This is a genomic window from Rathayibacter sp. AY1F3, assembly GCF_002931975.1.
Lineage (GTDB): Bacteria > Actinomycetota > Actinomycetes > Actinomycetales > Microbacteriaceae > Rathayibacter.
In genome coordinates, this window is the sequence record NZ_PSVF01000038.1 from 1 (window position 1) to 26,336 (window position 26,336).

Consider the following 26,336-nt stretch of genomic DNA (forward strand, 5'->3'; position numbering starts at 1 on the left):
GTGGGAGGGAGGGCGAGCGGGCGGCGCTAGACGCGCACGGGTGCGACGGAGGCGCGGCGGATCAGCCGCGTCTCCAGCTCCATGCGGGTGGCCGAGGCTCCCGAGGCGAGCGGAGTCGCCGACCGGTGCGCCTGGTGCAGCATCCGGAAGGCGATGGCGCCCATCTCGCCGATGGGCTGCTGGATCGTGGTCATCGGCGGGGTCGCCCAGGCCGACTCCTCGACGTCGTCGAAGCCGATGACGCTGAGGTCGCGGGGGATGCGGAGGCCGGCGTCGTCGGCGGCCTCGTAGACGCCGAGCGCCATCACGTCGGAGCAGGCGAAGAAGGCGGTCGGCGCGTCCGGCTCGGCGAGCATCAGCCCGGCGGCCTCGCGGGCCAGCTCGCGGTCCCAGTCGCAGTAGGCGACGCGCGGATCCTCGACTCCGGCGGCGCGGAGCGCGGTGGTGAAGCCGTCGATCCGGGCGCTGCTGTAGAGCTGGGTGCGGGTGCCGCCGAGGACGCCGAAGCGGGTGTGGCCGGCGTCGAGCAGGTGCTCGGCGGCCATGCGGCCCCCGTCCCAGTTGGTCGCGCCGACGCTCGCGACGTCGGCCGGCGGCCGCGTGCTGGGGTCGACGACGACGACGGGCAGCTCGGCGGTGGTCAGCAGGTGCAGCTGCGCGGCCGAGACGTTGACCAGCACCACGATGGCGCCGAGCGAGGGGCGGCGGAGGAGGCGGCTGATCCAGGCGCCGTCGTCGCGGGCGCGGGTGAGCACCAGGTCGACCCCGGCGGCGGAGGCCTCGGCCTCGATCCCCTCGAGGACCGGTCCGATCCAGGTGCCGCCGATGTGGCCGACGACGACGTCGACGATCTGGGCGGAGTGCGGATCCTCCACCGGCGGGCGCAGGCGCGGACGGCGGCGGTAGCCGAGCGCGTGCGCCGCCTCCATCACGCGCAGGCGGGTCGCCTCCGAGACGTCGGTGCCGCCGTTGAGCACCTTCGAGACGGTGGGGACGCTCGTCCCGGCGCGCTCGGCGATCAGCGCCATGGTCGGGCGGGTGGTCGCTCCGGAGACGTCGTCGTGGTCGGGCATGTGCTCACCGTAGCGGATACCGACTTTCGCAACTAGCCCTGCGCCAGGACGGCTTGCTCCGCCGGGAACCGCGGTGCATGATGGTCGGACGCTGGGGCTCCCGCGCAGAAGTTGCGCAAGTCCTGTTCGATGACGAACCGCGGAGCGATCCGCCCGCACGTGAGGACGACGATGACCGACCACTCCCCGACCACTCCCGGCAAGACGGCCCTCGTCGTCCGAGGGGGCTGGGACGGCCACCAACCGGTCGAGGCGACCGAGCTGTTCCTGCCGTTCCTCCGCGACAACGGCTACGACGTGCGCGTCGAGGAGTCGACCGCCGTGTACGCCGACGAGGCCTACATGCGGACGGTCGACCTGATCGTGCAGTCGAACACGATGACCTCCATCCAGTGGGAGGAGTTCCTGGGCCTCCGCGCGGCGGTCGAGCGCGGCACAGGCCTCGCCGGCTGGCACGGCGGGATCGCCGACTCCTACCGCGACAACTCCGACTACCTGCAGCTGATCGGCGGCCAGTTCGCCTCGCACCCCGGCAAGCACCCGGACGAGCGCACCGGCGAGCAGTCGGACAACTACATGCCGCACACGATCGAGATGACGGCCCTCGCCGCCGACCACCCGATCACGCAGGGCATCACCGACTTCGAGCTGGTCACGGAGCAGTACTGGGTGCTGCACGACGACTACAACGACGTGCTCGCCACGACCACGCAGGCCGTCCGCCCGTGGGACCCGTGGAAGCGCCCCATCACCTCCCCCGCGATCTGGACCCGCCTCTGGGGCGAGGGCCGCATCTTCGTCTCGACGCCGGGCCACCGCGTCGAGATCCTCCAGGACGACAACGTCCGCACGATCATCGAGAGGGGAATGCTGTGGGCGTCCCGCTGAGAGTCGGCATCATCGGCGTCGGGAAGATCAGCGAGCAGTACCTCGCGAACCTCCCGACCTTCCCCGGCCTCCGCCTCGTCGCGGTCGCCGACCTGAACCAGGAGCGGGCGCAGCAGGTCGCCGACGAGCAGGGCGTCCGCGCCCTCACCGTCGACGCGCTGATCGACGACCCGGAGATCGACGCGGTGCTGAACCTCACGATCCCGGCGGCGCACGTCGAGATCGGCACCCGCGCCCTGAAGGCGGGCAAGCACGTCTTCGCCGAGAAGCCGCTCGGACTGAACCCGGCCGAGGCCGCGCCGATGCTCGACCTCGCGGACGAGCTGGGCCTGCGCTTCGCCAGCGCCCCGGACACGGTGCTCGGGACCGGCGTGCAGACCGCGCGCCTCACCCTCGACTCCGGCGCGATCGGCACGCCGATCGCCGCGCAGGTGCACTGGGCCGCTCCCGGCCACGAGCGCTGGCACCCGGCGCCCGAGTTCTACTACCAGCCCGGCGGCGGCCCGCTGCTGGACATGGGCCCGTACTACCTGACGGCGCTCGTGCACTTCTTCGGGCCGGTCGTCCGCGTCACGGGCCTGGCCACCCGCTCCGACCGCCCGCGCACGATCGAGACCGGGCCGAAGGCGGGCACGCCGATCGAGGTGACGATCGACACGCACATCACCGCGCTGCTCGAGCACGCGAGCGGAGTCGCCACGACCGTCACCGTGAGCTTCGAGGTCTGGCGCAGCCGGGCCCCGAAGTTCGAGGTCTACGGCACCGAGGGCACCATCTCGGTCCCGGACCCGAACATGTTCTCGGACCCGGTCGAGGTCGCCGTCCGCGACGAGGACTGGCGGGTCGTCCCCGACTCCGCCGGCGTGATCGACACCGGTCGCGGAGTGGGACTGGCCGACCTCGCAGAGGCGATCGCGGAGGACCGCCCGCACCGCGCCTCCGGCCGCGTGGCCCTGCACGTGCTCGAGATCATGGACGCCGTGCTCCGCTCGAACGAGGAGAAGGCGGTCGTGACGATCGCGAGCACCGCCGAGAAGCCCGACGTGATGCCGCTGCGCACGGCCGGCTCGATCGGCGCCTGACAGCGCCGGGGGGCGACGACAGGAGGCGGGGGATCGCCGCCAGCGCGTCGCTCCCCGTTCGGGGGTGACGGCGGGGCGCGACGCCGTAGACTCGGCGGATCGACGGTCCTCAGCCGCCGTCGCACGCGGAGGGGGATCGGCCGTGGCAGTCGGCTTCCGGCGGAGCGGTGAGCTCCGCGCCCTCACACGCCCCCGGCTCCGGGCGGCCGGCGACCCGCTCTCCCTCGAGGACCACCGCTCCCGGCTGTCCGGCTGGCTCAGCATGCCCGGCGGGCCGGGTCTCGTGCGCCCCTCCGCCCTCGCTCCGGCGTGGGAGGCGCCCCTGCTCCGGCTCGTGCGCGCCGGGGCGCCGGCGGAGGACCTGCACGAGGCGACCACCGGCTCCCCCGAGGGCTCGCGCCTCGCGGCCGTCGTCGAGCTCGTCCGCGACGCCCTGCACTCCGCGGACGACGATCGCGCTCTGCGGCTCACCGGCTGGCTGGTGCGCATCCGCTACGACCCGTCGGCCGACTCCTTCCTCCGCCGCTACGGGATCGCGCTGACCGTCCGCCTGCCGCTGAGCGGCGGCCTCGACGTGGAGGTGCCGCTCGACGCCCCGGCGCTGCGCCTGCTCTACGCCGAGCTGGCAGCACCGATGGATCCGACCGCGGCTGTCGTGGCGGTCGAGACCCTGGAGCCGTCGACCCTCGCGGCGTCGACGCTCGCCTCCCTCTACTCCGCCCGCCGCCGCTGGAGCGACGTGGCCGAGTTCTCGGCGCCCGTCGAGAACGTGGACGCCGCCTCCGCCGCGGTGCTCATCCGCCGCGGCGTCGCTCTCCGCGAGCTCGGCCTGATCGAGGGCGCCCTCGAGGCGTTCGACCGCGTGGTGCGCCCGACCGTCACCAGCGCGCGTCCCGTGGAGCTGCGGGCGGAGGCGCTGCTCGAGCGCGCGAGCACGCTCCTCTCGGACGGGCGCACGGCTCCGGCTCGGCGCGATCTGGAGCGCGTGCTCTCCCGCTACCCGGACAGCGCCGCGGCGCACGAGCTGCTGGCGGTCACCGGACGCTGACGCGGCGGAGGGGCGCACCCTCTGCAGGATGCGCCCCTCCGGGGAGTGCGTCGGCTCAGTGCGTCGGCTCAGCCCTCGGCCTTCGAGGGCTTGCCCTCGGCGGGCAGGACCTCGTGCGGGGTGTCGCGCTCGTCCTCGCCCTCGGCCTGCGACGGCTTGTCGGACTGGTCGTCCGGGTCCTCGACGGGGCTCGGTGTCTGGTCGGTCATCGGAGTCCCTCCGGCTCGTCGGACGTGGCGGACGGCTCGGGGTGCGCCTCGAACTCCATCCAGGCGCGGTCCAGATCGGCCTGCGCCGACTCGGGCTCGCTGGCGAAGTAGCCGTCGTAGATCGCGCGGCCGCCGTGCTCGGGCAGGTCGTCGCGACCGCCGAAGGCCTGCGCGAAGCGGCCGACCTCGTCGTCCCTCTTCTGCTGATCCCGCAACCAGGCGGGGAAGGTCTGCGTCATGGTGACACCTCTCTCTCCTGTCCTCCAGCCAATCCCCCGCCGCGGATCCGGGCAAGCCCTTCCGCCGCGGGCCCCGAGGGGCCAGGCTCCGCCCTGGAGGGGACGAGCTCCGCCCTGGAGAAGCGGCGCTCCGCCCTCTAGAGGACATGTCCGCTACAGGGCGCCCCCGCCCCCGCCGCGGAGGAGAGCCGGCCCCTAGCGTGAGCCCGTGACCGACCCCGCTTCTCCGCGCCCCGCCCGCACCGCCGCGGGCCTGCGCCGCACTCTGCTCGCTCTGACCGCGACCGTCGCGCTGCTCGCCGGCACCGCGGCTCCCCTCGCCTCCGCCGAGCCGGACCCGGTGCCGGTCGGGAACGACCACCTCGCCAACGGCGTCGCCGCCTGGGGGCGCTACCTCAACGGGGAGTGGGACGTGCCGGCGGGCATGTCCGACCTCACGGACGTCGCGAGCAGCTACAGCCACACCCTCGCGCTCCACACCGACGGCACCGTCGAGGCCTGGGGAGCGGATCTGGAGGGCGAGCGGGACGTGCCGGCCGGGCTCCGCGAGGTGACCGCGATCTCGACCGGGTACCTCCACAGCATCGCCCTCACGATGGAGGGGACGGTCGTCGCGTGGGGCGACGACCGTCAGGGCCAGACCGACGTCCCGGCCGGACTCGGCGGCGTGACCGCCGTCGCCGCGGGCAGCTACCACACCCTCGCTCTGCGGGGCGACGGGACCGTGGCGGCCTGGGGCTCCGATCAGTTCGGAGCGACCGACGTGCCGGCGGGTCTCTCCGGAGTGGTCGCGATCGCCGCGGGCGGCTGGAACAGCCTCGCGCTGCGCGCCGACGGGACGGTCGTGGCGTGGGGCGGCGACGACAGGGGCGCGTACACCACCCCGGCAGGCCTCCGCGACGTCGTCGCCGTCTCGGTCAGCTACTCCCACAGCCTCGCCCTGAAGCGGGACGGCACCGTCGTCACCTGGGGCGACCCCGCCGACTCCGGCTTGCCGCGGGTCCCCGCCGATCTCGGCGGCATCACCGCGATCGCCGCCGGCATCGGCTTCAGCGTCCTGCTGACGTCCGACGGCACCGTCGTCTCCCTCCACCCCGACGGCGACACGGAGCTGGACGTCCCGGCCGGGATCACGGGCGCCACCGGCATCGCGGTCGGCTTCAACCACGCCTTCGCGATCGGCCCGCTGCCGACCCTCACCGCCGACACCGCCGAGACGCTCGTCAAGACCGGGACCCGTTACTCCGCGACCTTCACGGCGTCCGGCCCGGCTGCGACCTTCGAGGTCTCGTCCGGCGCCCTTCCCGCGGGGGTGGCCCTCTCGCCGGAGGGCGTCGTCTCGGGCAGGCCGACCACCGCAGGCGACTCCACCTTCACGGTGAGCGCGCGGAACGCGTACGGCACCACGGCCGGCATGCCGCACACGGTCACCGTGGTCCCCGCGAACACCCCGCCCGTCGTGACGGTCGCCTCCGCCACCGACGGCGCCTCCTACGAGAAGGGCTCGGAGCCGAGGGCCGCCTGCGCGATCACGGATGCGGAGAGCGGAACGTTCAGCGAGGAGGCCGTCGTCACCGGCACGCTCGTGAACGGCCTCGGCACCCGCACGGCGACCTGCACCTGGACCGACCCCGGAGGACTGACCACGACCGCCACCGCGACCTACCGGATCGTCGACACCGGCGTCCCCACCATCGCCGCGACGACCGCGCCGGCGGCTCCGAACGCCGCGGGCTGGTTCCGCTCCCCCGTCTCCGTCGGCTTCTCCTGCGCCGACGGCAGCGGCTCCGGGATCCGCAGCTGCACCCCCGCGCGGATCCTGCGCGAGGGCCCCGGCCAGAGCGTCACCGGCACCGCCGTCGACAACGCGGGCAACCGTGCCACGACGACCCGCAGCGGCATCGGCATCGACTCCACGATGCCGCAGCTCTCGTTCACGTCGAGGCCCGAGGGGTCCTACCCCTTCGGCACCGTGCTCCCGGAGGCGCGCTGCCTCGCGGACGACGCGCTCTCGGGACTCACCGGCGACTGCGTGATCACGGGCGGCGGCCGCTCCGTCGGACCGCATGTGTACCGGGCGACCGCGACCGACCGGGCGGGCAACGTCTCGACCCTCACCGCGTCCTACACCGTGACCCCGTGGGCGATCGGCGGGCTCAGCACCTCGGTGAAGAGCGTGGCCGCCGGAGCCGCGACCGGCGTGACGTTCCAGGTGACGTCCACGTCGTCCGCGGGCACGTTCCGCCACTCCGCCCTCGCCGACGTGCGCAGCGTCACGCAGAGGCAGACCTCCTGCACCGCCGGTGCCGTCCTCACCGGAGCGCCGACGACCACCCTGACCGGACGCCTCCGCTACGACACCGCGACGAACCGCTACGTGAAGGCGTGGACGGTGCCCGCGAAGCGGGGCACCTGCTGGACGCTGACGGTCACGACGGCGGACGGCAGCACGGGGAGCGCCCGGTACTCGGTGAAGTAGCGGCGCCGGGCGGCCGCCGCGGTCCGGTCAGGCTCCCGCCGCGGCGTACCGCTCCGCGAGCACGCGGAACGCGGCGGCCAGCTCGGGCGGCTCGGCCCCGGCCATCGGAGCGTCGAACCGGCCGAACGACGCGGCGAGCGCCTCCCACGACCAGGCGCCGAGGGCGAGTCGGCAGCCCGCGTCGCCGAGGTCCTCCACCTCCCCGTCGCCCGCGTAGGGCAGGACCTCGGCGGCAGGCGCCGTCAGCACCACCGAGCCGCGGCACGGCCACCCCTCCCCGGGCGCTCCGCCGCGGAACCGCGCCTCCAGGAACTCGGCGGGACTCCCGCCCGGCAGCATCCGGCGGCGGAAGCGGGCACCGCGGGGCGAGCGCGGCTCGAGCCGGTCCACGCGGAACACCCGCCAGTCGTCGCGGTCGAGGTCGAAGCCGATGAGGTACCAGCGGCCCTGACGCGCGACCAGGTGGTGGGGCTCGACGCGGCGCACCGCCTCCGCGTACGCGAAGCGGAGGACCTCCGAGGCCCGGACGGCCGCTGCGACCGCGACCAGCCGCTCCGGAGGGACCGCGGGAGCCGGCGCGGCCGCGACCGTGAAGCGCAGCGCATCCGCTCGGGGCCGGAGCCGGGCGGGCAGGACCTGCCGCACCGTCGCCAGCGCGCGGGCCGACGCCTCCTCGAGCCCCGCGACCGGCGCGCGCAGGGCGGCGGTGAGGGCGAGCACCTGCTCGTCGTCGAAGAGCAGCGGCGGGAGCTCGGCGCCGGCCTCGAGCCGGTACCCGCCGTCGGGGCCCTTCGCCGAGTCGATCCGGTAGCCCATCGTGCGGAGCCGGTCGACGTCGCGACGCACCGTGCGCGGCGCGATCCCCAGGCGCTCGGCGAGCACTCCGCCCGGCCAGTCGCGGCGGGTCTGCAGAAGGGAGAGGAGCAGGAGGAGCCGCTCGGTCGTCGTGGGCACGTCCCGAGGGTATTCCGAGAAGAGGACCGTCACCGTCCTCTTCTCCTGGGAGCTTCGGGGCACCGGGTGATCGACCCGGCACGACTGCGAGGAGCGCACCATGAGCATCACCACGACGACCCACCTCAACTTCCGCGGGCAGGCCCGCGAGGCGCTGGAGTTCTACGCCTCGGTCACGGGAGGCCGGGTCGACGCGATGTCCTACGCGGACGCGAACGCTGTCACCTCGCCCGACGAGGCCGACCAGCTGATGTGGGGCCAGGTCGTCTCCGAGGCCGGCTTCCGCGTCATGGCGTACGACGTCCCCGCGCACACGGCTTACGACCCGGGCACGATCCCGGTGTTCGTGTCGCTGCGCGGCCCCGACGCCGACGAGCTGCACCGCCTCTGGGACGGCCTCTCGGAGGGGGCGGCGGTCGTCGTGCCCCTGGCCCCGGCGGCCTGGTCGCCCCTCTACGGGATGCTGCGCGACCGCTTCGGAGTGACGTTCGTCGTCGACCTCGAGGTCGCCTGGGGCTGAGGCCCGCGGGCTCGGCGGCGGGGCGCGTCCCACTGAGGACGCGCCGGCCGCCGACTCGGTACGCTCAGCACCGGATCCGGTCGGAGGGACGCTGCATGCTGGAGACGATCTCCGAGGCCCTCTCGCTTGTCACCCTCCCCCTCGGCGTGCTGTTCCTGCTCGCCGCGTTCGTCGCGGCGCTGATCGACGGACGCTGGCTGACGACGACCGCCTACCTCGAGGAGGGTCCGCCCCTCGCGCTGCACTGGGTGACCCGGGCCGGCGAGGTGCGATCGCGTCCGCTGTCCGCCGGGGACCCGCTGACGCCGACACGGTCGGACCAGCGGGAGGTGCACTACCGCGAGGAGGATCCGCACCGCATCCGCCTGCACCGGTGGAGCGACGCGGTGCGGGCGCTGCGCCTGACCGGCCTGATCCTGCTCGGGGCGGGCGTCGTCCTCGGGATCCTGTCGACGGCGCTGGCGGTCCTCGCCTAGGCGGCGCTCCGTGCGCGAGGATCGGACCCGTGGATGCGGAACGGGTTCTCGGAGACGGTCGGGCCGACGGGGTGTGGTGCCGGCTCGGAGAGCCGCTGACCGTCGCGCAGATCGCGCGCGGCGGGCCCGCGTGGCTGTGCCTGGACGCGCAGCACGGCGCGTTCGACGACGCCGCGGTCCTCGCCTCCCTGCGCGCGCTCGGCGCCGTGAGCGGGAGGCCGCCCGTCGGCGTCCGGGTCGCCGGGCTCTCCGACGCGCTGATCGGCAGGGCGCTCGACGCCGGAGCGGACATCGTGGTCGTCCCGATGATCGAGACGGTCGAGGAGGCGCTCGCGGCCGTCCGCGCCGCGCACTACCCGCCGCTCGGCCGCCGCAGCTGGGGACCGATGACCGATCTCTGGGGCGCCGCTCCACCGTCGGCCGCCGAGGCGCGCACCGCGCTCTGGGTCATGATCGAGACGCAGGCCGGCCTCGACGCCGTCGATCGGATCCTCGCGGTGCCGGGCGTGAGCGGAGTGTTCGTCGGCCCGTTCGACCTCGCGATCGGCCTCGGACAGGACCTGTCCGACCTGCTCGCCGCGGACGGACCGGACGACCCGCTGCCGAGGATCGCCGCGGCGGCCCGGCGCGCGGGCAAGGGCGCCGGGGCCTACGCGGGCGACCGCGAGCGCGCCGGGCTGCTGCGATCGCTCGGCTTCCCGAGGGTCGCGGTCGCGACGGACCAGTCGCTGATCGCGCTCGGCACCGCGGCGGCGCTCGACGCGGACGCCGCCGACCCCGGCTGCTGAGCCAGAGACCGGGAACGGGGCCGGCCGCCGGTCACCGGCGAGCGCTTCCGCCGGGGGGACGCACGGGCTCCGGCGGCTCGGGGACGAAGCGGAGGCCGCCGGCGGAGTTCGCGAGATCGGTGAGCGCCGCGATCCAGGCGGGGTTGATGCGGGGCATGCGGCCGCCGGCGTAGGTGTAGCGGAGCGTGTGCGAGGGGTGCAGCCAGATCGCGCTGCGGCCGTCGCTCATCCCGTTCTCGTCGCGCCAGGTGAGCAGGCACGACTCCCCCCGGCGCAGCTTCGCGGTGAGGACGATCTGCAGGTGGGCGAGCACCCGGTCCTCGACGTCGATCTCGACCGATCCGTCGTAGTGCAGCTTCCCCATCGGCGTCTCCCGGCCTCGTCCTCGGAAGACGGGCGCGCCTCCGGCCCACCATCCTCGGGTGTCGTCCAGTGACCAGTTCGGGGCGGCGACAACCCGCGGATCAGCTGGTATCGGCGGATCCGCTGGTCTCGACGGTGCAGGGCTCAGGCCGGCGGGTTCGCCGCCATGAAGTCGCGCATCGGCAGCAGGTTCTGGAGGGGCGCGAAGTACCCGAAGCGGGGCAGGTCGAAGACCACTCCCGCGACTCCGGAGGATCCCATCGCCGCGATCCACTCGAGCGCGGCCGGCATCGGCACCTTCAGCACGCGCGACGCGTCCTCGTCGGAGAGGCCGGCGTGCAGCGCCCCGGCGCGGGCGCGCTCCCCCGTGGTGAAGGCGAAGACCATCGGCCCCGACTCCAGGCCGCCGACGAAGGGTGTGGGCGCGTCGTCCGGCCCCCGCGCGATGAAGCACCACATCGGCAGGGCGTAGACGCTGCGCCAGAGCGCGTCCATCGCGGCGAAGCTCTCGGGGTCGGCGCGCAGGGCCTCCGCCCGGGCGTCGATCTCGACGGTCTGATCCATGGGGCTCCCCTCGGCGCCGGCGATCGGCGCGGACCTCCACGCTAACGATGGTCCCGCTGGGCCGCACCCGCGATCGATCCGTCAGCAGCGGCCCGTCCCGGCGGCGGGCACGGGCCGCGGGCGACGGATCGATGCGGCCGCGGCCCGCTCAGGCCGTCGCGTGCAGCGCGGCGTACGCGCCGCCCGTCGCGAGCAGCTCATCGTGCGTCCCCTGCTCCACGACGCGCCCCTCGCTGAGCACCACGATCCGGTCGGCCGTGCGGACGGTGCTCAGGCGGTGGGCGACGATCAGCGTCGTGCGCCCCTCGCGCAACCGGTCGAGGGCGAGCCGGACCTCGCGCTCGGTGCGCGGATCGAGTGCGGCGGTCGCCTCGTCGAGCACGAGCAGACGGGGGTCGCGGATCAGGGCCCGCGCGATCGCGAGGCGCTGGCGCTGGCCTCCCGACAGCAGGGCGCCCCGCTCCCCCACGACCGTGTCCCAGCCGTCGGGCAGCTCGAGGACGAACTCCGCGTTCGCCGCCCGCAGCGCCGCCTCGAGCCGGTGGTCGTCGGCGTCCGCTGTCCCGTAGAGCACGTTGTCGCGGATGCTGCCGCGGAAGAGCACCGACTCCTGCGGCACGACCGAGACGAAGCGGCGGGCCGTGCGCATGTCGAGGGCGGCGATGTCACGGCCGTCGAGCAGCACGCGGCCCTGCGAGGGGCGGACGAATCCGAGGACCACCCGGGTCAGCGTCGACTTCCCCGAGCCGGAGGGGCCGACGAAGGCCACGGTCTCCCCCGGGGCGATCCGGAGCGACACGTCGTGCAGCACGCGCCGGTCGCCGTAGTCGACGCTCACCCGGTCGAGCTCGACTCCTCCGGCGAGGGCGTCGACGACCGGCTCGCCCTCGTTGTGCTCCACGTCGGGGTCCGCCAGGACCTCGGCGATCGAGCGGCGCGACTCGAGGCCGCGGGTGACCAGCGGAGCAGTCTGGAACGCCGCCGTGATCGTCCCGGTGAGCAGCGCGAAGTAGGAGCTCAGCAGCACGACCTCGCCGACCGTCACCGGCAGGACGCCCGTCATCGCGATGACGGCTGCGCCGAAGAGCGAGCCGAGCGTGATGAGCTGGTAGCTGCTCCACGACAGCGCCCCGAAGCGCCCGTTCAGGCGGTCGAGGGCGACGCCCGCCCGCTCGACGCGGCGGGCGGCCTCCACCACCCGCTGGACCGAGACCTTCTCGAGGCCGTGGGCGCGGGTGACCTCGAGGAGCGCGGACATCTCGCCGACGGTGCCGGACATCGTCTCGACGTGGCGCCGGAACGCCTCGTTGCCGGCCGCTGTCCGCCGACGGAGCCAGAGCACGAGTGCGGCCGCGAGCGGGACGGTCAGCGCGAACACCAGCAAGAACTGCGGCACCCTCGTGCCCGTCGCCACTCCGGCTCCGACGAGCACCACCAGCGCTGTCAGCACCGGCCCGAAGGCCTGCTGCAGCATCAGCTCGAGGTTCTCGACGTCGCGCACCACCTTCGTCTGGGCGATGGAGGCGCTGCCTCGCGAGTGGTAGTCGAGCGAGAGGCTCTGCAGCCGCTCGGCGAGCGCCTCCCGCAGCCGCAGGCCCAGCGCGCGGACGGCGGACGAGGAGAGCCGCACGTAGACCGCGTTCGCCCCGATGTTCGCGAGGATCGTCGCCGCGGCGGCCGCGGCCGGCACGACGAGCGCCGATGGCGACCGGCCGTCGACGAGGGCGTCGACCACGGCGGCGGTGACGAGCGGCAGGATCCACAGCGGGCTGTCCTTGACGACGTAGGCGAGCGCCGCCCCGACGACCCGGTGCCGCGACGGGCGCAGGGCCGAGCGGAGCGGATGCTCGGAGGAGATGCCGCTCACGGCACGAGGGCGGGCTCGCGCGCCGCCGCCGTCGATCGGAGGATCAGGGCGGCCGCGCCGATCAGAGGCCCCTCCCCGCCGAGCCCGGACGGGCGGACGTCGAGACCGCGGGCGTAGTCCAGGACAGCGTGCTCCCGGGCGCTCGCCTGCACGAGGTGGAGGTAGTCGCGGGTCACGCCCGCGAAACCGCCGCCGACGGCGAAGTCGTGCACGTCGAGCAGGGTCGCCGCGCCCGCGATCGCCGTGCCGACGGCCTCGGCGGAGCGGCGGACCGCGGACAGGGCCACGGCGTCGCCGTCCGCGGCCGCGCGCCCGAGCTCCTCCCCGGTGCTCCCGGCGAAGCCCCGGCGCCGGGCCCAGGCGACGGTGCTCGGTCCGGAGGCGATGCTCTCGAGCGTCCCGTCGCTCCCCTCCTCGGGGTCGGCGTCGGCGACGTGCACCTGGCCCAGGTGGCCGGCGTTGCCGGAGCGGCCCGCCAGCACCCGGCCGTCGAGGACGATCCCGCCGCCGATCCCGGTCGACACGACGAGGCTCACCGAGGAGACGGCGCCCCGGTTGGCCCCGTACCAGTGCTCGGCGAGGGCGATGCAGGTCCCGTCGAGGCGCAGCTCGACCGGCCGACCGGGCACGAGCCGCTCGAGCGCCTCCCGGAGCGGGACGCCGTGGAGCAGCGGGAGGTTCTTCGGTCGGATCCGGCCGCCGTCGAGGTCGATCGGCCCCGCGGATCCGGCGCCGACGCCGACGACGTCCGCCCCGGCCGTCGAGGCGGCGACGCACTCCGCGAGCGCCCGCTCGAACTCCTCAGGAGTCAGGGCGGGGCCGGTCGCGCGCCGGTGCCGCGTGCCGGGCACGAGCCCGCCCCCGGCGTCGACGAGGGCGGTCTCGATCTTCGTGCCGCCGACGTCGACGGCCAGGGCGGGCTGCGTGCTCACCGCGGATCAGGCCCAGTCGGCGACGAGCTGGTTGGCCGTGCGCAGCACGCTCGGCGACACCAGCGCCTCGGTGTCGAGACCGGAGCCGCGCACCGTGAAGACGACGCTCTCGCCCGGCAGCAGCGTGACCAGCTGGTCGTCGACGACGGCGGACGGGTCCACCTTGTCGACCAGGAGGGTGACGTCGCGCACGAGGTTCTCAGCGGTGACGGTCACCTGCACTCCGCCCTCGACGGGGGCGGCGCTCGTGCGCAGGCGCGCGGCCTCCAGGGCGGAGTCGCGGTACTCGGCGAAGAACCAGAACGCGCGCGTCCCGGCGAAGTCGACGACGAGCAGCTCGGCGGCGGCGTCCTCGGGCGTCGCCACGCCGGACCCGATCGGCAGGGTGCGCACCGAGCGCGCCCCGACCGCGAGCTCCTGCCGCTCCTCCGCCAGCACCGTCCCGTCGAACGCCAGGCGGCGCACGACGCACTCGCCGGCCCACTCCTCGGGGGAGTCGCCCACGGCGACCACGGCGAGCCCCTCCCCGCGCGGCTGCACGGTGAGCAGACGGTCCTCGAAGACGTGCTTGAGCGCGTAGAGGAGCGGCTTGGCGGTGCCGTCGCCGTCCACCGCGGCCCACGAGGTGACCGGCCAGCAGTCGTTGAGCTGCCAGACGATCGAGCCCATGCAGCGCGGGCTCTCGGAGCGCTGGTGCTCGATCGCGAGCGTCACCGCGAGCGCCTGGTTGAGCGACATCGCCCAGTGCCAGTCCTCCGTGTCGTCGGGCAGCGGGAGGTGAGCGACGAGACCGTCGGTCAGCTTGTCGTTGCCGTCGGTCGCCTTCTGGTGGTGGATCATCCCGGGCGACTCGGGAGTCAGCGGCGAGTCCGAGATCGAGCGCTGGATGGTCGACCACGACGCCGGCCCCTGCCAGCCGAACTCGGCGACGAATCGCGCGTGGGCGTCCCGGTAGGCGGGGTAGTCGACGCGGTTCCACAGCTCCCAGAGGTGCACGGAGCCGTGGTCGAGGTCGTTCGCGAAGATCTGCGGGTCGCCCGACCAGGGGCTCCCGGGCGTGTACGAGCGCGCCGGGTCGAGCTCGGCGACCAGGCGCGGGAGCAGATCGAGGTAGTAGCCCAGGCCCCAGGTGCGGCCCTGGAGGCGCTTCTCCCAGCCCCACTCCTCGAAGCCCCAGATGTTCTCGTTGTTGCCGTTCCAGAGCGCGAGGCTCGGGTGCGGCATGATCCGCGTGACGTTGTCGCGGACCTCCGCCTCGACCTCGCTGCGGAGCGGCTCCTCCTCCGCGTAGGCCGCGCAGGCGAAGAGGAAGTCCTGCCAGACGAGGATGCCGCGCTCGTCGCAGAGGTCGTAGAAGTCGTCGGACTCGAAGTAGCCGCCGCCCCAGATGCGGAGGAGGTTGAGGTTCGCGGACTCGGCCTGGTCCATCCTGCGGGCGAGGCGCTCGCGGTCGACCCGGGTGATGAAGGCGTCGTCCGGGATCCAGTTGGCTCCGCGGATCCAGACGGGCTCGCCGTTGACGACGAAGCGGAACGAGGTGCCCTCGTCGTCGCGGTCGAGCTGCACCTCCAGGGTCCGGAAGCCGATCCGCTGGGAGCGCTCGTCGATGACGGCTCCGCCCTGCAGGAGCGCGACCTCGAGGTCGTGGAGCGGCTGCCCGCCGAAGCCCCGCGGCCACCACAGGGCCACCTCGGCCGCCTCGAGGTGGAGGACCGCGGTGCGCTCGCCACCGGGGACGCTCGCCACGGCCTCCGCGCCGGCGACGGAGGCGCGCACCTCCACCTCGGCGTCCGAGGCCCGGTCGAGCCCCACGTGCAGCTCGACGCGGCCGGTCGTCCCGTCGACCGTGACCACGGGGCGCACCGAGGCGAGGCGCGCACCGCTCCAGGCCTGGAGGGTCACCGGCTTCCAGATGCCGGCGGAGGCGGCGTCCAGCCCCCAGTCCCAGCCGAAGTTGCAGGCGGCCTTCCGCAGGGCGTTGAAGGGGTGGGAGTAGGTGTGCGGCCGGTAGCCGATCTCGAGGCTCGCTCGGTCGGCCTCGGCGACGGGCGAGGCGAAGGCGACGACCAGCTCGTTCGCCCCCTCCTGCAGAGCCTCGTCGACGCGGATCCGGTAGGTGCGGTGCTGGTTGCGGGTGCGGGCGATCTCGCGCCCGTTCAGCGTGACGACGGCCACCGTGTCCAGGCCCTCGAAGACGAGCTCGTGCACGTCGCGGCCGTCGGGGGCCCAGTCGAATGAGGAGGAGTACTCCCAGTCCGTCTCGCCGATCCAGGTGACCTTCTTCTCGTTCTGGTCGAGATAGGGGTCGGGGATCAGCCCGGCCGCGAGCAGATCGGTGTGGACGAGGCCGGGGACCACCGCGGGGACGACGGCCGAGACCAGCTCGGCGGGGATCGGCCCGCGGGTCGCGCGGACACTCCAGCCGTCGTGCAGCGGACGGCTGGTGGCCGCCGCGGTGCGAGGAGTGGTGTCGAGGGTGTGGGTCACTTCGTAGCTCCTGATGTCAGTCCGTTGTAGATGAAGCGCTGGAGGAAGAGGAACGCGATCAACGTCGGGACGATCACGAGGATCGTGCCGGCGGCGATGACCTCCCACTGCGCCCCGAAGGGCCCCATGAAGCGGAAGAGGGAGGTCGAGATCACGCCGAGGTCGCGGGAGGGCATGTAGAGGAAGGGGATGTAGAACTCGTTGTAGACCGCGATCCCCTTGATGATCACCACGGTCGCGATCGCGGGCTTCAGCAGCGGGAGCACGATCCGCCAGTACACGGTGAAGCGGCTCGCTCCGTCGAGCATTGCGGCCTCGTCCAGCGAGACCGGGATCGACTGCATGAACTGCAGGAAGATGTAGATCGCGACGATGTCGGTGCCCGTGAACAGCAGGATCGCCGACCAGCGGGTGTTGAAGAGGTCGAGGGCGTTGATCACCTGGAACGTCGCCACCTGCGTGGTGACGGACGGGACCAGCGTCGCGAGCAGGAAGAGCCCGGTCACCATGCTCCGCCCGCGGAAGCGGAACCGGTCGATCGCGTAGGCGGCCATCGTGCCGATCAGCACGGTGCCCACGATCGAGACGACGAGGATGATCCCGGTGTTGAGGAACCCGGTGACCATCCCGCCCTGCGTGAAGGCGATGGCGAAGTTCTCGAGGTTGAACCAGTTCGAGGGCGGCGTGAGCGGTCCGGTGCCCCGGTACTCCGCCGAGGTCTTGAACGCGAGCATCACGATCGTGACGATCGGCACGAGAGCGAAGAGGCAGGCCACGATCAGCGAGCCGTACTTCCCGATCGAGCCGAGGACGGATCCCGCCGACCGGCGGGTGCGCCGCTCCTTCACGGCCGCCTGCCGCGTCACCGGGAGACCGGTGACCGCCGGGGGGCGCTGCTGGGTGCTGGTCATTCCTGGCTCGCCTTCTCGTCGGGGAACACGCGCCGCTGCACGGCCGTGATGATCAGCACGATCGCCAGCAGCACCACGGCCATCGCCGACGCGAGGCCGACCTTGGAGTAGCGGAAGGCGGTGTCGACGGTCTGGATCACGAAGGTCTCGGACCCGTTCGCGCCGCCGGTCATGATGTAGGGCATCTCGAAGGCCGAGAGCGCCCCGGCGATCGCGAGGATGAAGGACAGCCCGAGGATGCGCCGGATGCTCGGCACGATGATGTAGCGGAACTTGTCGAACGCGCTCGCGCCGTCGAGATCCGCCGCCTCGTACTGCTCCTCCGGGACCGACTGGATCGCACCGAGGAACAGCACGAAGTTCAGCCCCATGTAGCGCCAGACCGAGGTGGCCGCGAGGGACACGTTGACGACGGAGGGGTCGCCGAGCCACTGCGGGGTGTCCTGCACGCCGAAGACGCCGAGCACCGCGTCGAGCGTTCCGTCCGGGCGGAAGAAGTAGAGGAACATCAGCCCGATGGCGACGCCGTTGATCAGGTAGGGGAAGAAGATGACGCCCTTGAAGAAGTTGCGGAACCGGGTGCGGAAGCTCAGCAGCGTCGCGAAGAAGAGGGCGAGGCCGAGCTGCGCGATCGCGCCGGCGAGGTAGAACAGGCTGACGAAGAAGACCCGGAAGATCTCGGGCCGCGTGAAGATCTCGACGTAGTTCTCGAGGCCGACGAAGGTCTTGTCGGGGTCCAGGCCGTCCCAGTCGGTGACGCTGTACCAGAACATGTTCGCGACCGGGATGTACGTCAGCACGACCAGGAACGCCAGCGGGACCGCCAGGAAGAGCCAGGGGGTGATGCGCCTACCGGTGAGGCGCTGCCGGCGGCGGGGCCGGATCCGCTTGCTCGCTCCGACCTCGATGGGCGGAGCGTCGGTGATCGCCATGGTCGATCCTTCCGTCGTTCGGGGGTGCAGGAGCGGTGGGGCTCCGAGGGAGGGGGCGGGCGGCCGCGGGAGGCGGCCGCCCGCGGGGACTACTCGGCGACGTCGGCGCGGGCCGCGGCCCAGCGCGAGTTGAGGTCGGCGAACAGCGACTCCTTGTCGCCGGCGCCCGCACCGCGCGCGGCGTCGATCAGCTCCTGGCGGTAGGCGTTGCCGAACAGGTCGATCTCGGCCTCGTTGGCGATGTCGTTGATGACCGCCTCCTTGCCGACCGGGTCCGGGGCGAGCTCGAGGTACTGCACGCCGAGCGCGTCGAAGTCCGCGAGGGTGTCGGGAGCGGGGTCGCTGATCACGGGGCTGATCGCGCCCTGGCTCTCGGCGTAGCCGGACTCGTTCGTGAACCAGTCGATCCACGCGCGGGCGGTGGCCTTGTTGTCCGAGTTCTTGTTGATCGCGAGGAACTTGTCCGAGGCGGTCACCGAGGTGAAGGTCCCGTCCTGCGCCCACGGCATCGGCCAGAAGCCGATGACGTCGCGGGACTTCCCGGCCTTCTCGGCCGCGTCCTGCATCTGCGAGACGGCCCAGGAGCCGAGCACCATCGAGCCGATCTCCCCGCTCGCGAGGAGGTCCTTCGACTCCTCCCAGTTCGTGGTGGTCGGGTCCGCCTCGCTGAGGCCCTGCGCGACCGTGTCGTAGAGCAGGCCGTCGATGTTGTACTGGTCGTTGCCCTCGGTCCAGGGCGCGTCGTCCGCGATCATCTCGGTGCGGACGTCCGCCCCCTGCACCGTGCCGAGGTTGCCCTCGATCGTCGCGAGGGGCCAGCCGTCCTTGTAGTTCGTGTAATAGGGGACGACGCCGTCGGCCTTGATCTTCTCGAGGTCGGCGAGGTACTCCTCCTCCGTGGCGGGCGGATCGGTGATGCCCGCCGCGGTCCAGACGTCGCGGTTGAACACGTAGCCCATGGCCGAGCCGAAGGTCGAGACGCCGTAGGCGGTGCCGTCGAACGAGCCCTCGTTGGTGAAGCGGTAGGTCTTCGACAGCTCCTCCGTCGAGCCCAGCGGCTCGAAGTAGTCGGAGTAGTCGTCCTTGGTGACGTTGGAGCTCGGGATGAGCAGCACGTCGCCGTAGTCCTTCGAGTTCAGGCGGATCTTGGTGTCGCCCTCGTAGTCGGTCAGGGCCTCGAACTTCACGGTCGTCCCGGGGTACTTCCCCTCGAACGTCGTCGCGTAGTCGGCGAAGGTCGTGTCGACCAGGTCGGTGCGGTTGGTCAGCACAGTGATCTCGCCGGCCGGCTCGCCGGAGTCGTTCCCCGCCGATCCGCCGGAGCAGCCGGCGAGCGCGAGGGAGGACGTGACGGCGACGGCGACGATGCCGGTCAGCGTGGTCCTGCGGTTTCTGGTGGGTCGTTGCACGGGTGTTCTCCTCGGTAGGGCGTCGCGGTGCGACGGTGAGTGCAGTGGGTGCGGGACGGAGGTCAGTGACGGGCCTGCCACCAGTGCCGGATCGTCGGGAGGTACTGGCGCACCAGCGACTCCAGCCACGACGGCACGTGGGGGTGGGGCGAGGGCCCGGCCGTCGGCGGCGCGGTGGGAGTCGTCGGCGGTGCGGTGGGCGTCGTCGTCGGCGGGGTGGTCGGCGTCGTCGTGGGCGGAGCGGTCGGCGTCGGCGTCGGGGCGGGCCCGGCGGCGACCACCGTCGCCACGTCGTCGACGGTGAGGACTCCGGTCCCCGATCCGTTCACGTAGAGGGCGTACTGGGTCACCGAGGTCAGGTCGAGATCGGCCTCCGGGGCCCACGACGGCGGAGCGAAGGCTGAGAAGGGGACGACGGTCGGCCCCTCCGTCGCCGGGGTGACGGAGGCCTCCCAGTAGGCGCCGTTCGCGACGAACTGCACCGAGAACGGGGCCGCGGCGTCCACGTCGAGGGTCAGCCCGGAGTAGCCCCACCAGTTCTGCGGAGCATCGAACGTCTTCACGACGCCCGCGTAGCCGGCCGTGCCCGTGTCGTAGTCGAAGCGCGCGGCGCTGCCGGCGCCGGAGGGCACCAGCGTCGGCGCGATGGTGCCGCCTCCGCTGTTCCGGACGTAGGCCTCGCGGACCGCCGCGTCGTCGGCGTAGCCCTCGAAGTCGTCGACCACGACGGGCTCCGTCGGCACGGCCGAGGTCTCGAACGAGCGGACCTCGGACACGGCGGAGCCGACGCCGTTCACGGCGGTCACCCGCCAGGAGTAGCGCGTCTCGGGGGCGAGGTCGACGTCCGGGCGGACGGTGGTCGCGGTGAGCCCGGTCGTCTCCACGATCGGGTCGGAGAGGTCCTCCGATGCCGAGAGGGTGAAGCGGTAGAACGCGGCGTCGGCGGCGGGCTCCCACGAGAACGCGGGGGTCGCGGTGATCCCGTCGGCGCCGGCGGCCGGCGCGACGAGCGCGGGGGCGGCCGGGGCGCCGAGCGGAGCGGCGTTCGGCGAGAAGAGGTTCACGGAGCCGATCTGCGGCGTCCACGCCTCGCCCGGGCCCTGCGGCCACGAGACGCGCAGCTGGTTCACGCCGGAGAGGCCGCGCACCGACAGCGTGTACTGCTTCCAGTTCCCGGTGCCGCCGCGGGTGTCGACCGCGATCGGCGCCCACGTCGCACCGTCGGCCGAGCCCTCCACGGTGAGCGGGGCGACCGGCTGGTCGGGCCAGTACCAGGCCGTCACGTCGGCGCCGCTGATGTCGTCGAAGCTCCAGGTGAGGCTCGCCGGATCGGTGCTCTCGCGCTTCACGCGGGAGACGTCTCCGCCGAACTGCGCGGGCGAGCCGGAGTCGATCGCGAGGCTGCCCGTGCGGGCCGACACCTTCGAGAAGTCGTCGAGCGGGTCGGCGAGGGCCACCGCCTCCGCCGCGCTCGTGACGGTGGCGCGCTCGAGGGTGGCGCTGCCGCTCCAGGAGAGGCGGACGGCGTCGCCGTCGAGGCCGACCGCCCGGAGGGCGCCGCCGTCGACCGTGGTCGCGGCCGGAGTCCAGGTCGTCCCGTCGGTGCTCGTCGAGACGGTCGCGGCCGAGGGGTCCGAGAGGAGGAACTCGGCGGCGGTCACGCCGTCACGCTGCCAGGTGATGCTCGCAGCGCCCATCGCGGCGACGACTCCGCCGGCCGGCGTCGGCTCGAGCCGCGCGTTCTCGTGTGCCGAGCTGAGGGTCCAGGTCTGCAGCGGATCGACGAGCACCGTGCCGGCCTCGGGCGCGGCCACGGGGTCGGAGGCGGGGCCGGGGCGATCGCCCTCGCCGACCGCGACCACGCGGTAGCGCGCTCCGTCGGGCGAGTCGTAGTCGGTGACCGGGGAGGCGGAGGCGGAGACGGCGCCGTCGGTCACGTCGCTCCAGGCACCGCCGTCGACCGAGCGCTGCACGAGATAGCCCTGCGCTCCCGCGGTCCCGCGCCACGAGACGGTGGTGATGCCGTACACCTGGTCGAGGGCCGTGACGAGCGGGGCGCCGAGCTCGTGCCGGCCGGGCGTGCTGCCGACGGCCGCGCTGTAGCGCTCGACCGCGTCCACGCTCTCCCGCTCCCGCGCCGAATCGCCCGGGTAGTGGAGGGTGAAGCCGTCGTCGTGCGGGACGAAGCCCCCGCGGTCGTTGTTCCCGAACAGCGACCAGAAGAACATGCCCGAGACGTTCCGGTCGGCCGCGGCCGCGTCGAGCAGCGTGGCGGAGGCGGCCGTCGAGGCGTACTCCCCCGCGATGTAGACCTTGCCCGCGTCCGCGACGGTCCGCGCGTCGGCCGAGACCCGCTCGGCGGTCGGCGGGTAGTAGTGGACGTCGACGATGTCGAGGTCCGGCGACGCGAGGGTGTCGGGATCGATGTCGAAGCGGCGGCCGGCGGCGACGAGCTGCTCCGGGGCCTTCTCCTTCAGGTGCGCGACCTGGGCGTCGATCCACTCGCGGGTCATGCCCTCGAGCTCGTTGCCCAGCTCCCACGCCATGATCGTCGGGTCGTCGACGAAGCGCGTCCCGGTGATCGTGTTCGTGTGGTCGAGCACGTGGTCGACGTAGTCCTGGTATGCCGCGATCGCGGCCGGGTCGGTGTAGAAGTCGTCCGACTCGAGGCCGAGCGGAGTCGTGAAGTCGCGGTGACCGCCGTGGTAGTACTCCCACTGGTCGGTGAGCGGCAGCACCAGGCGGATGCCGAGAGTGCCCGCGTAGGCGACCGCGAAGTCGATGGTGCGGAACGCCTCCTCGTTGTACTCGCCGAGCCGCGGCATCAGCGCGAGCGGGTCGGCGTCGTCCTGGCTGGTCGACGTCATCATGTGCGAGCGCACGACGTTGACCCCGAGCCCGGCCGCCGTGTCGAGGGCGTCCTTGATGCGGAAGTAGGTCGGGTAGTCGATCCCGCCGACGTTCTCGTCGAGGCCGAGCCAGTAGATGTTCGTCCCGCTGGCACGGAAGCGCTCGCCGTCGAGGGTGAGGGCGCTGCCGTCGCGCTGGACGAACGCGGTGTTGGCGCTGGTCCAGTCGGCCGGCGCGGCCTGGGCGGCCTGGGCGGAGGACGCGGTCGCGACGAAGGTCGAGGCGACGACGGCGGCGATCGCTCCGCCGGCGAGGGCCGAGCGGAGGCGGGAGCGCCTCGGGGCGGGCGGTGCTGCGGCACGGGTCATGTGTGTTCCAGGGCTCCTTCGACCGGGGTGGAGGACCGGCTCGCGTCGTTCCGCTCTCGGGATCGGGGCTCGTCGCCCCGCCCTCGTCGGCCGGTCCTCGGACAGACTCCCCTGTCCTCCCCATCGAGGTCAATATCAAAAGTAAATAATTTATGTAACGAATCGAGACGGCAGTGCGAGCACGCGGGGCGTGGTGACGGCCGTCGACCGGCGGTCGGAGATGCTCAGGCCGCCGGCGCGCCCGTGGATCCGCGCGGGACGATCACGACGGCAGGGCTGCTGATCGCGCGGCTCTCGCCACCCGCGATTCCGGCCAGGAGCTCCCGGCCGGCGAGCATCCCGATGACCTGCACGTCGTGCGAGACCGCCGAGAGCGGGGGCTCGCTGAGCTGGCACTGCGCGGAGTCGTCCCAGGCGAGGAGCGAGAGCTCGCCCGGGACGACGAGACCGCGATCGCGGGCCTCGTCGAGTCCGCCGAGCGCCATCAGGTCGCTGTCGAAGACGACCGCCGTCGGCCGCTCGTCGCCGTCGAGCAGGGCCGCCAGAGCTCGGGCCCCGGAGGCCCGCGAGTAGTCGCCCCCGGCCGTCGGTCCGGACACTCCGTGCCGCGCGCACTCCTGCGCGAACGTCTCCTCGCGGATGCGCGTGTGCAGCAGCTCCGCGGGTCCGGCGACGCGGCCGAGCCGGGAGTGGCCCTGACCTGCGAGGAAGTCGACGGCCGCGCGCATCGCGTTGTCGTCGTCCGTCCACACCGCGCGGAAGCCGACGGCGGCGCTCGGCGGGCCGATCACGACGGCGGGGAGGCCGAGGCCGCGCACGAACTCCGGCCGCGGATCCCCGTCCTCGAGGTCGACCAGGATCACGCCGCTCACCTCGCCGTCCTCGCTCCACCGCCGATAGGTCGCGAGCTCGGCGTCGGCGTCGGGCAGGACGTTGAGGAGCACCGAGTAGCCCGAGGGGCGGACCGCCCGCTCGACACCGGCGATGAACTCGTGGAAGTACGGCTCCGCGCCCATGATCTCGGTCGCCCGCACCAGGGCCAGGCCGATCGGTCTCGTCCGCGTCATCGCCACCGCCCTTCGTCGCCCGTCCAGAGTAGGGGGCCGATCGGCGGCGGAGCCGTCCCGTACGCTGACGAGCGGAACGGGAGGTGACGGCATGGCACGGCGCGAATCGACACCCGCGGCCCCCGGGAGCCGCGCCCTCGTCGTGGACCTGATCCGCTCCTCCGGGCCGATCAGCCGCGTCGAGCTGACCGCCGCGACCGGCCTCACCCAGCCCGCGATCTCGATGATCGTGCGCAAGCTCCTCACCGACGGCATCGTCCGCCAGACCGGCTCGACCTCGACCGGGGGCAAGCCGCGGCAGCTGCTCGAGATCAACGCGCGGGCGAGGATCGCCATCGGCCTGCAGCTCGGCTTCGAGTCGATCACCCTGGTCGCCACCGACACGGGCGGAGGCGTGATCGCACGCCAGCAGATCGACGGCGCCGCGCTCGCCTCCCCGGAGGAGGTCACCGCGCGCCTGGTCCAGGCCTACGACGACTTCATCCGCGGGACCGGGATCGACCGCGGCTCGATCGCGGGCGTGGCGGTCGTCGCTCCCGGCCCGATCGACCAGGCCGCGGGCCGCGTCCTCGGCCCGCCGACGCTGCACCACTGGCGCGACCACCCGCTCCGCCAGGAGCTCGGCGCCGGTCTGGGCGCGCCGATCCTGCTCGACAACGACGCCGCCGCCGCCGCGATCGGCGAGTTCTGGAGCCGCGGCGTCTCGCGGCACCGCACCTTCGGGAGCATCTACGTCGGCACCGGCATCGGGGCCGGCGTCGTCCTCGACGGCGCACTGCTGCGCGGGGCGAGCTCGAACGCGGTCGAGATCGGCCACGTCACGATCGTGCCGGGCGGGCGCGAGTGCTTCTGCGGCAACGTCGGCTGCCTCGAGCGGTACGCCTCGCCGACGGTGGTCGTGGAGGAGGCGCGCTCCGACCGCGCCGCGTTCGCCGACCTCGACCTCGCCTTCCGCGCCGAGGAGCACGCCCGCGACTTCGACGTGCTCAGCCTGGCGGCGATCAACGGCCATCCGGCGGCCCTCGCCCTGATCGAGCGCGCGGCCGGGCACCTGGCCGACGGCGCTCTGATCCTGGCCAACCTGTTCGACCTCGACGAGCTGGTCCTCACCGGCCCCGGAGTCGCCATCGCCGGATCGATCCACACCCGCGCGATCCGCGCCCGCCTCGACGAGCGCCGCTTCGCCCGCCGGGCCCACCCGATCGAGGTCGAGCTCTCGAGCAACCCGCGCGACGCGGCCGCCGTCGGAGCGTCCTCCCTCGTGCTGCAGAGCACCCTCTCGCCCGGGCACGGGCCGGTGCTCCTGCAGCCCGGAGGGCGCGATGGCTGAGGCCGTCGTCTCCGCCGGCCGGCTGCTCGGGCGGACCGTCGCGACGCCGGACGGAGCGGCGCACGCGTTCCTCGGGGTGCCCTACGCGGGCGACCCCCGGCGCTTCCTCCCGGCTCCGCCGCTCGAGGCCTGGAGCGGACGCCGCGAGGCGCTGGAGCCCGGACCGCGCGCTCCGCAGACGTCGGGTGGAAGCGAGACCGGCTGCCTGACCGTGAACGTCTGGACGCCGGAGGCAGCCGAGGCCTGCCCGGTGATCGTCTGGATCCACGGGGGGCTGCACGTCGCCGGCTCCCCCTCCGAGCCCTTCTGCGACGGAGCACGGCTCGCCGCCCGGACCGGCACCGTCGTCGTGGCGCTCGGCCACCGGCTCGGCGCGCTCGGATTCCTCACCGTGGACCACCTCCTCGGCCACGAGTACCGCGACTCCGCGAACGCGGGCCTGCACGACACCGTCGCCGCGCTCGAGTGGGTCCGCGACGAGATCGCGGCGTTCGGAGGAGACCCCGGTCGGATCACGCTGGCCGGCCAGTCCGCCGGCGCGACGTCGGCCGCGATGCTGCTCGCAGCGCCCCGCGCCGAGGGCCTCTTCGCGCGAGCGGTGCTGCAGAGCGCGAACCCCGAGCGCGTCGGGTCGCGCGAGTACGGCGAGGAGGCGACGGCGGACCTGCTCGACCTGCTCGGCGCGCCGCCGGAGCGGCTCCTCGACCTGCCCTGGCCTCGCCTGATCGAGGCGCAGGACCGCCTGCTCGCCCGCCGCTCGGCCGGGGGTCCGAACACCGTCGCCGTGTTCCGGGCGGGCCTCGACGGCCGCTTGCTGACCCGCGACCCGGTGTCCGCCGTCGCGGCGGGAGCCTCGAGCGGAGTGGATCTCGTCGTGACGACGAACGTCAACGAGGGCTCGGGCTCCGTCGACCTCCGGGCTCCCGACTCCGTCGAGCTGCGCGCGCAGCTCGACCGGCACGTCGCCGACCTGCTTCCGGGAGGGGACGCGGGGGCCTATCGAGAGGCTCTGGCGGCCGACCTGGGCCGCACCCCCTCGGACGCCGAGGCCCTGGAGGCGTGCCTCGCCGACGAGATCTACCGGCAGCCGAGTCTGCGGCTGCTCGACGCCCGGGCCGCAGCGACCGGATCGACGCGCGCCGCCCTGTTCGCCTGGCGCGCCGACGACTCCCGCGGCGCGACCCACTCCCTCGAGCTGCCCTTCCTCTTCCGCAGCCTCGACGACGCCCGTGGCACGATCGGGCCCGCCCCGCAGCGCCTCAGCGACGAGGTCTCGTCGCGCTGGGCCGCCTTCGCGGCGACGGGCGACGCCGGCTGGCCCGAGTACGGATCCGAGCGCACGACGCTCGTGCTCGACGACCCCGTCCGGATCGTCGACGCTCCCCGCGAGCACCTGCGCCGCCTGGTCGCGTCCCACCGCCGCTGATCCCACCGGCCACTGGCCCCGTCCAGGCGGTTAGGTTAGGTTAACCTTCGCAACCCCACCACCCCCTTCGAAGG

23 protein-coding genes are annotated in these 26,336 nt (G+C 73.4%); 9 read left to right on the forward strand and 14 right to left on the reverse strand.

From position 1 onward, the window contains the following. Positions 1-26: 26 nt before the first annotated feature. Positions 27-1,073, reverse strand: coding sequence for a LacI family DNA-binding transcriptional regulator (locus C5C39_RS15615; RefSeq protein ID WP_104224297.1), 1,047 nt, complete (start codon positions 1,071-1,073; stop codon positions 27-29). Positions 1,074-1,244: 171 nt separating this feature from the next. Here C5C39_RS15615 and C5C39_RS15620 point away from each other — a divergent pair, with 171 nt between their 5' ends. The 3 genes from C5C39_RS15620 to C5C39_RS15630 all read left to right on the forward strand — a co-directional run bounded on the left by C5C39_RS15620 (position 1,245) and on the right by C5C39_RS15630 (position 4,091). Further along, positions 1,245-1,961 carry a ThuA domain-containing protein gene (locus C5C39_RS15620; protein WP_104227162.1) on the forward strand — a complete coding sequence of 239 codons (717 nt, stop codon included), beginning with the start codon at positions 1,245-1,247 and terminating at the stop codon, positions 1,959-1,961. Further along, on the forward strand, positions 1,946-3,043 hold the full coding sequence (locus tag C5C39_RS15625; RefSeq protein ID WP_104255953.1) for a Gfo/Idh/MocA family protein: 1,098 nt from the start codon (positions 1,946-1,948) through the stop codon (positions 3,041-3,043). Before C5C39_RS15620 ends, C5C39_RS15625 begins: the two co-directional genes overlap by 16 nt. A gap of 142 nt (positions 3,044-3,185) precedes the next feature. Then, positions 3,186-4,091 carry a tol-pal system YbgF family protein gene (locus C5C39_RS15630; protein ID WP_104353813.1) on the forward strand — a complete coding sequence of 302 codons (906 nt, stop codon included), beginning with the start codon at positions 3,186-3,188 and terminating at the stop codon, positions 4,089-4,091. Positions 4,092-4,159: 68 nt separating this feature from the next. Here C5C39_RS15630 and C5C39_RS17645 read toward each other — a convergent pair whose 3' ends face one another. Then, the gene (locus C5C39_RS17645; RefSeq protein ID WP_181028825.1) at positions 4,160-4,300 is read right to left on the reverse strand and encodes a hypothetical protein; all 141 of its coding nucleotides are present in this window, start codon (positions 4,298-4,300) and stop codon (positions 4,160-4,162) included. Continuing rightward, positions 4,297-4,539 (reverse strand): hypothetical protein, encoded by a 243-nt coding sequence (locus C5C39_RS15635; protein ID WP_104227148.1) that lies wholly within the window; start codon positions 4,537-4,539, stop codon positions 4,297-4,299. The genes C5C39_RS17645 and C5C39_RS15635 overlap by 4 nt, the downstream gene beginning before the upstream one ends. Positions 4,540-4,747: 208 nt before the next feature. Here C5C39_RS15635 and C5C39_RS15640 point away from each other — a divergent pair, with 208 nt between their 5' ends. Further along, entirely contained in the window at positions 4,748-7,018 is a 2,271-nt protein-coding gene (locus tag C5C39_RS15640; protein WP_104353814.1) for a PxKF domain-containing protein, read from the forward strand. A 27-nt stretch (positions 7,019-7,045) separates the two neighbouring features. Here the strand turns inward: C5C39_RS15640 and C5C39_RS15645 are convergent, their stop codons facing one another. Continuing rightward, the gene (locus C5C39_RS15645) at positions 7,046-7,972 is read right to left on the reverse strand and encodes a YafY family protein (protein WP_258075861.1); all 927 of its coding nucleotides are present in this window, start codon (positions 7,970-7,972) and stop codon (positions 7,046-7,048) included. 100 nt (positions 7,973-8,072) lie between these two features. Here C5C39_RS15645 and C5C39_RS15650 point away from each other — a divergent pair, with 100 nt between their 5' ends. The 3 genes from C5C39_RS15650 to C5C39_RS17655 all read left to right on the forward strand — a co-directional run bounded on the left by C5C39_RS15650 (position 8,073) and on the right by C5C39_RS17655 (position 9,756). After that, positions 8,073-8,492 carry a VOC family protein gene (locus C5C39_RS15650; protein ID WP_104353815.1) on the forward strand — a complete coding sequence of 140 codons (420 nt, stop codon included), beginning with the start codon at positions 8,073-8,075 and terminating at the stop codon, positions 8,490-8,492. 95 nt (positions 8,493-8,587) lie between these two features. After that, on the forward strand, positions 8,588-8,968 hold the full coding sequence (locus tag C5C39_RS17650) for a hypothetical protein (protein ID WP_104267914.1): 381 nt from the start codon (positions 8,588-8,590) through the stop codon (positions 8,966-8,968). Positions 8,969-8,997: 29 nt separating this feature from the next. Next, on the forward strand, positions 8,998-9,756 hold the full coding sequence (locus C5C39_RS17655; RefSeq protein WP_181136411.1) for an HpcH/HpaI aldolase/citrate lyase family protein: 759 nt from the start codon (positions 8,998-9,000) through the stop codon (positions 9,754-9,756). 31 nt (positions 9,757-9,787) lie between these two features. On the opposite strand, the gene C5C39_RS15660 is transcribed toward C5C39_RS17655, so the two are convergent. The 10 genes from C5C39_RS15660 to C5C39_RS15705 form a co-directional block, all read right to left on the reverse strand. Then, positions 9,788-10,120 (reverse strand): ATP-dependent DNA ligase, encoded by a 333-nt coding sequence (locus tag C5C39_RS15660; RefSeq protein WP_104282604.1) that lies wholly within the window; start codon positions 10,118-10,120, stop codon positions 9,788-9,790. Between the two features lie 143 nt (positions 10,121-10,263). Beyond that, the gene (locus tag C5C39_RS15665) at positions 10,264-10,683 is read right to left on the reverse strand and encodes a hypothetical protein (protein ID WP_104224305.1); all 420 of its coding nucleotides are present in this window, start codon (positions 10,681-10,683) and stop codon (positions 10,264-10,266) included. Positions 10,684-10,831: 148 nt separating this feature from the next. Further along, the gene (locus tag C5C39_RS15670) at positions 10,832-12,550 is read right to left on the reverse strand and encodes an ABC transporter ATP-binding protein (protein WP_104258022.1); all 1,719 of its coding nucleotides are present in this window, start codon (positions 12,548-12,550) and stop codon (positions 10,832-10,834) included. Beyond that, a complete protein-coding gene (locus C5C39_RS15675) occupies positions 12,547-13,482 on the reverse strand; it encodes an ROK family protein (protein ID WP_104238483.1) in 936 nt (311 codons plus the stop codon). The genes C5C39_RS15670 and C5C39_RS15675 overlap by 4 nt, the downstream gene beginning before the upstream one ends. Before the next feature lie 6 nt (positions 13,483-13,488). Next, complete coding sequence (locus C5C39_RS15680) at positions 13,489-15,969, reverse strand: glycoside hydrolase family 2 protein (RefSeq protein WP_181136243.1); 2,481 nt, start codon at positions 15,967-15,969, stop codon at positions 13,489-13,491. Further along, the gene (locus C5C39_RS15685) at positions 15,966-16,880 is read right to left on the reverse strand and encodes a carbohydrate ABC transporter permease (protein ID WP_104295819.1); all 915 of its coding nucleotides are present in this window, start codon (positions 16,878-16,880) and stop codon (positions 15,966-15,968) included. Before C5C39_RS15685 ends, C5C39_RS15680 begins: the two co-directional genes overlap by 4 nt. Continuing rightward, positions 16,877-17,812, reverse strand: coding sequence for a carbohydrate ABC transporter permease (locus tag C5C39_RS15690; protein ID WP_104234025.1), 936 nt, complete (start codon positions 17,810-17,812; stop codon positions 16,877-16,879). Before C5C39_RS15690 ends, C5C39_RS15685 begins: the two co-directional genes overlap by 4 nt. An 89-nt stretch (positions 17,813-17,901) precedes the next feature. Then, the gene (locus C5C39_RS15695; RefSeq protein WP_244230529.1) at positions 17,902-19,221 is read right to left on the reverse strand and encodes an ABC transporter substrate-binding protein; all 1,320 of its coding nucleotides are present in this window, start codon (positions 19,219-19,221) and stop codon (positions 17,902-17,904) included. Between the two features lie 62 nt (positions 19,222-19,283). After that, on the reverse strand, positions 19,284-22,439 hold the full coding sequence (locus C5C39_RS15700) for a cellulase family glycosylhydrolase (protein ID WP_104353817.1): 3,156 nt from the start codon (positions 22,437-22,439) through the stop codon (positions 19,284-19,286). A gap of 224 nt (positions 22,440-22,663) precedes the next feature. After that, positions 22,664-23,506: a LacI family DNA-binding transcriptional regulator gene (locus C5C39_RS15705; RefSeq protein ID WP_208543346.1), complete on the reverse strand. Its 843-nt coding sequence runs from the start codon at positions 23,504-23,506 to the stop codon at positions 22,664-22,666. 91 nt (positions 23,507-23,597) lie between these two features. On the opposite strand from C5C39_RS15705, the gene C5C39_RS15710 reads away from it, so the two are divergent. Continuing rightward, on the forward strand, positions 23,598-24,836 hold the full coding sequence (locus C5C39_RS15710; RefSeq protein ID WP_104353818.1) for an ROK family transcriptional regulator: 1,239 nt from the start codon (positions 23,598-23,600) through the stop codon (positions 24,834-24,836). Further along, positions 24,829-26,262 (forward strand): carboxylesterase/lipase family protein, encoded by a 1,434-nt coding sequence (locus C5C39_RS15715; protein ID WP_104353819.1) that lies wholly within the window; start codon positions 24,829-24,831, stop codon positions 26,260-26,262. Before C5C39_RS15710 ends, C5C39_RS15715 begins: the two co-directional genes overlap by 8 nt. Positions 26,263-26,336 lie beyond the last annotated feature (74 nt).

What these genes read in the sequence shown, in the direction of transcription:
- C5C39_RS15705 (WP_208543346.1), bottom strand. Translation starts at nt 23,506, where the DNA reads ATGACGCGGACGAGACCGATCGGCCTGGCCCTGGTGCGGGCGACCGAG.
- C5C39_RS17645 (WP_181028825.1), bottom strand. Translation starts at nt 4,300, where the DNA reads ATGACCGACCAGACACCGAGCCCCGTCGAGGACCCGGACGACCAGTCC.
- C5C39_RS15660 (WP_104282604.1), bottom strand. Translation starts at nt 10,120, where the DNA reads ATGGGGAAGCTGCACTACGACGGATCGGTCGAGATCGACGTCGAGGAC.
- C5C39_RS15620 (WP_104227162.1), top strand. Translation starts at nt 1,245, where the DNA reads ATGACCGACCACTCCCCGACCACTCCCGGCAAGACGGCCCTCGTCGTC.
- C5C39_RS17650 (WP_104267914.1), top strand. Translation starts at nt 8,588, where the DNA reads ATGCTGGAGACGATCTCCGAGGCCCTCTCGCTTGTCACCCTCCCCCTC.
- C5C39_RS15700 (WP_104353817.1), bottom strand. Translation starts at nt 22,439, where the DNA reads ATGACCCGTGCCGCAGCACCGCCCGCCCCGAGGCGCTCCCGCCTCCGC.
- C5C39_RS15665 (WP_104224305.1), bottom strand. Translation starts at nt 10,683, where the DNA reads ATGGATCAGACCGTCGAGATCGACGCCCGGGCGGAGGCCCTGCGCGCC.
- C5C39_RS15615 (WP_104224297.1), bottom strand. Translation starts at nt 1,073, where the DNA reads ATGCCCGACCACGACGACGTCTCCGGAGCGACCACCCGCCCGACCATG.
- C5C39_RS15710 (WP_104353818.1), top strand. Translation starts at nt 23,598, where the DNA reads ATGGCACGGCGCGAATCGACACCCGCGGCCCCCGGGAGCCGCGCCCTC.
- C5C39_RS15685 (WP_104295819.1), bottom strand. Translation starts at nt 16,880, where the DNA reads ATGACCAGCACCCAGCAGCGCCCCCCGGCGGTCACCGGTCTCCCGGTG.
- C5C39_RS15635 (WP_104227148.1), bottom strand. Translation starts at nt 4,539, where the DNA reads ATGACGCAGACCTTCCCCGCCTGGTTGCGGGATCAGCAGAAGAGGGAC.
- C5C39_RS15650 (WP_104353815.1), top strand. Translation starts at nt 8,073, where the DNA reads ATGAGCATCACCACGACGACCCACCTCAACTTCCGCGGGCAGGCCCGC.
- C5C39_RS15715 (WP_104353819.1), top strand. Translation starts at nt 24,829, where the DNA reads ATGGCTGAGGCCGTCGTCTCCGCCGGCCGGCTGCTCGGGCGGACCGTC.
- C5C39_RS15690 (WP_104234025.1), bottom strand. Translation starts at nt 17,812, where the DNA reads ATGGCGATCACCGACGCTCCGCCCATCGAGGTCGGAGCGAGCAAGCGG.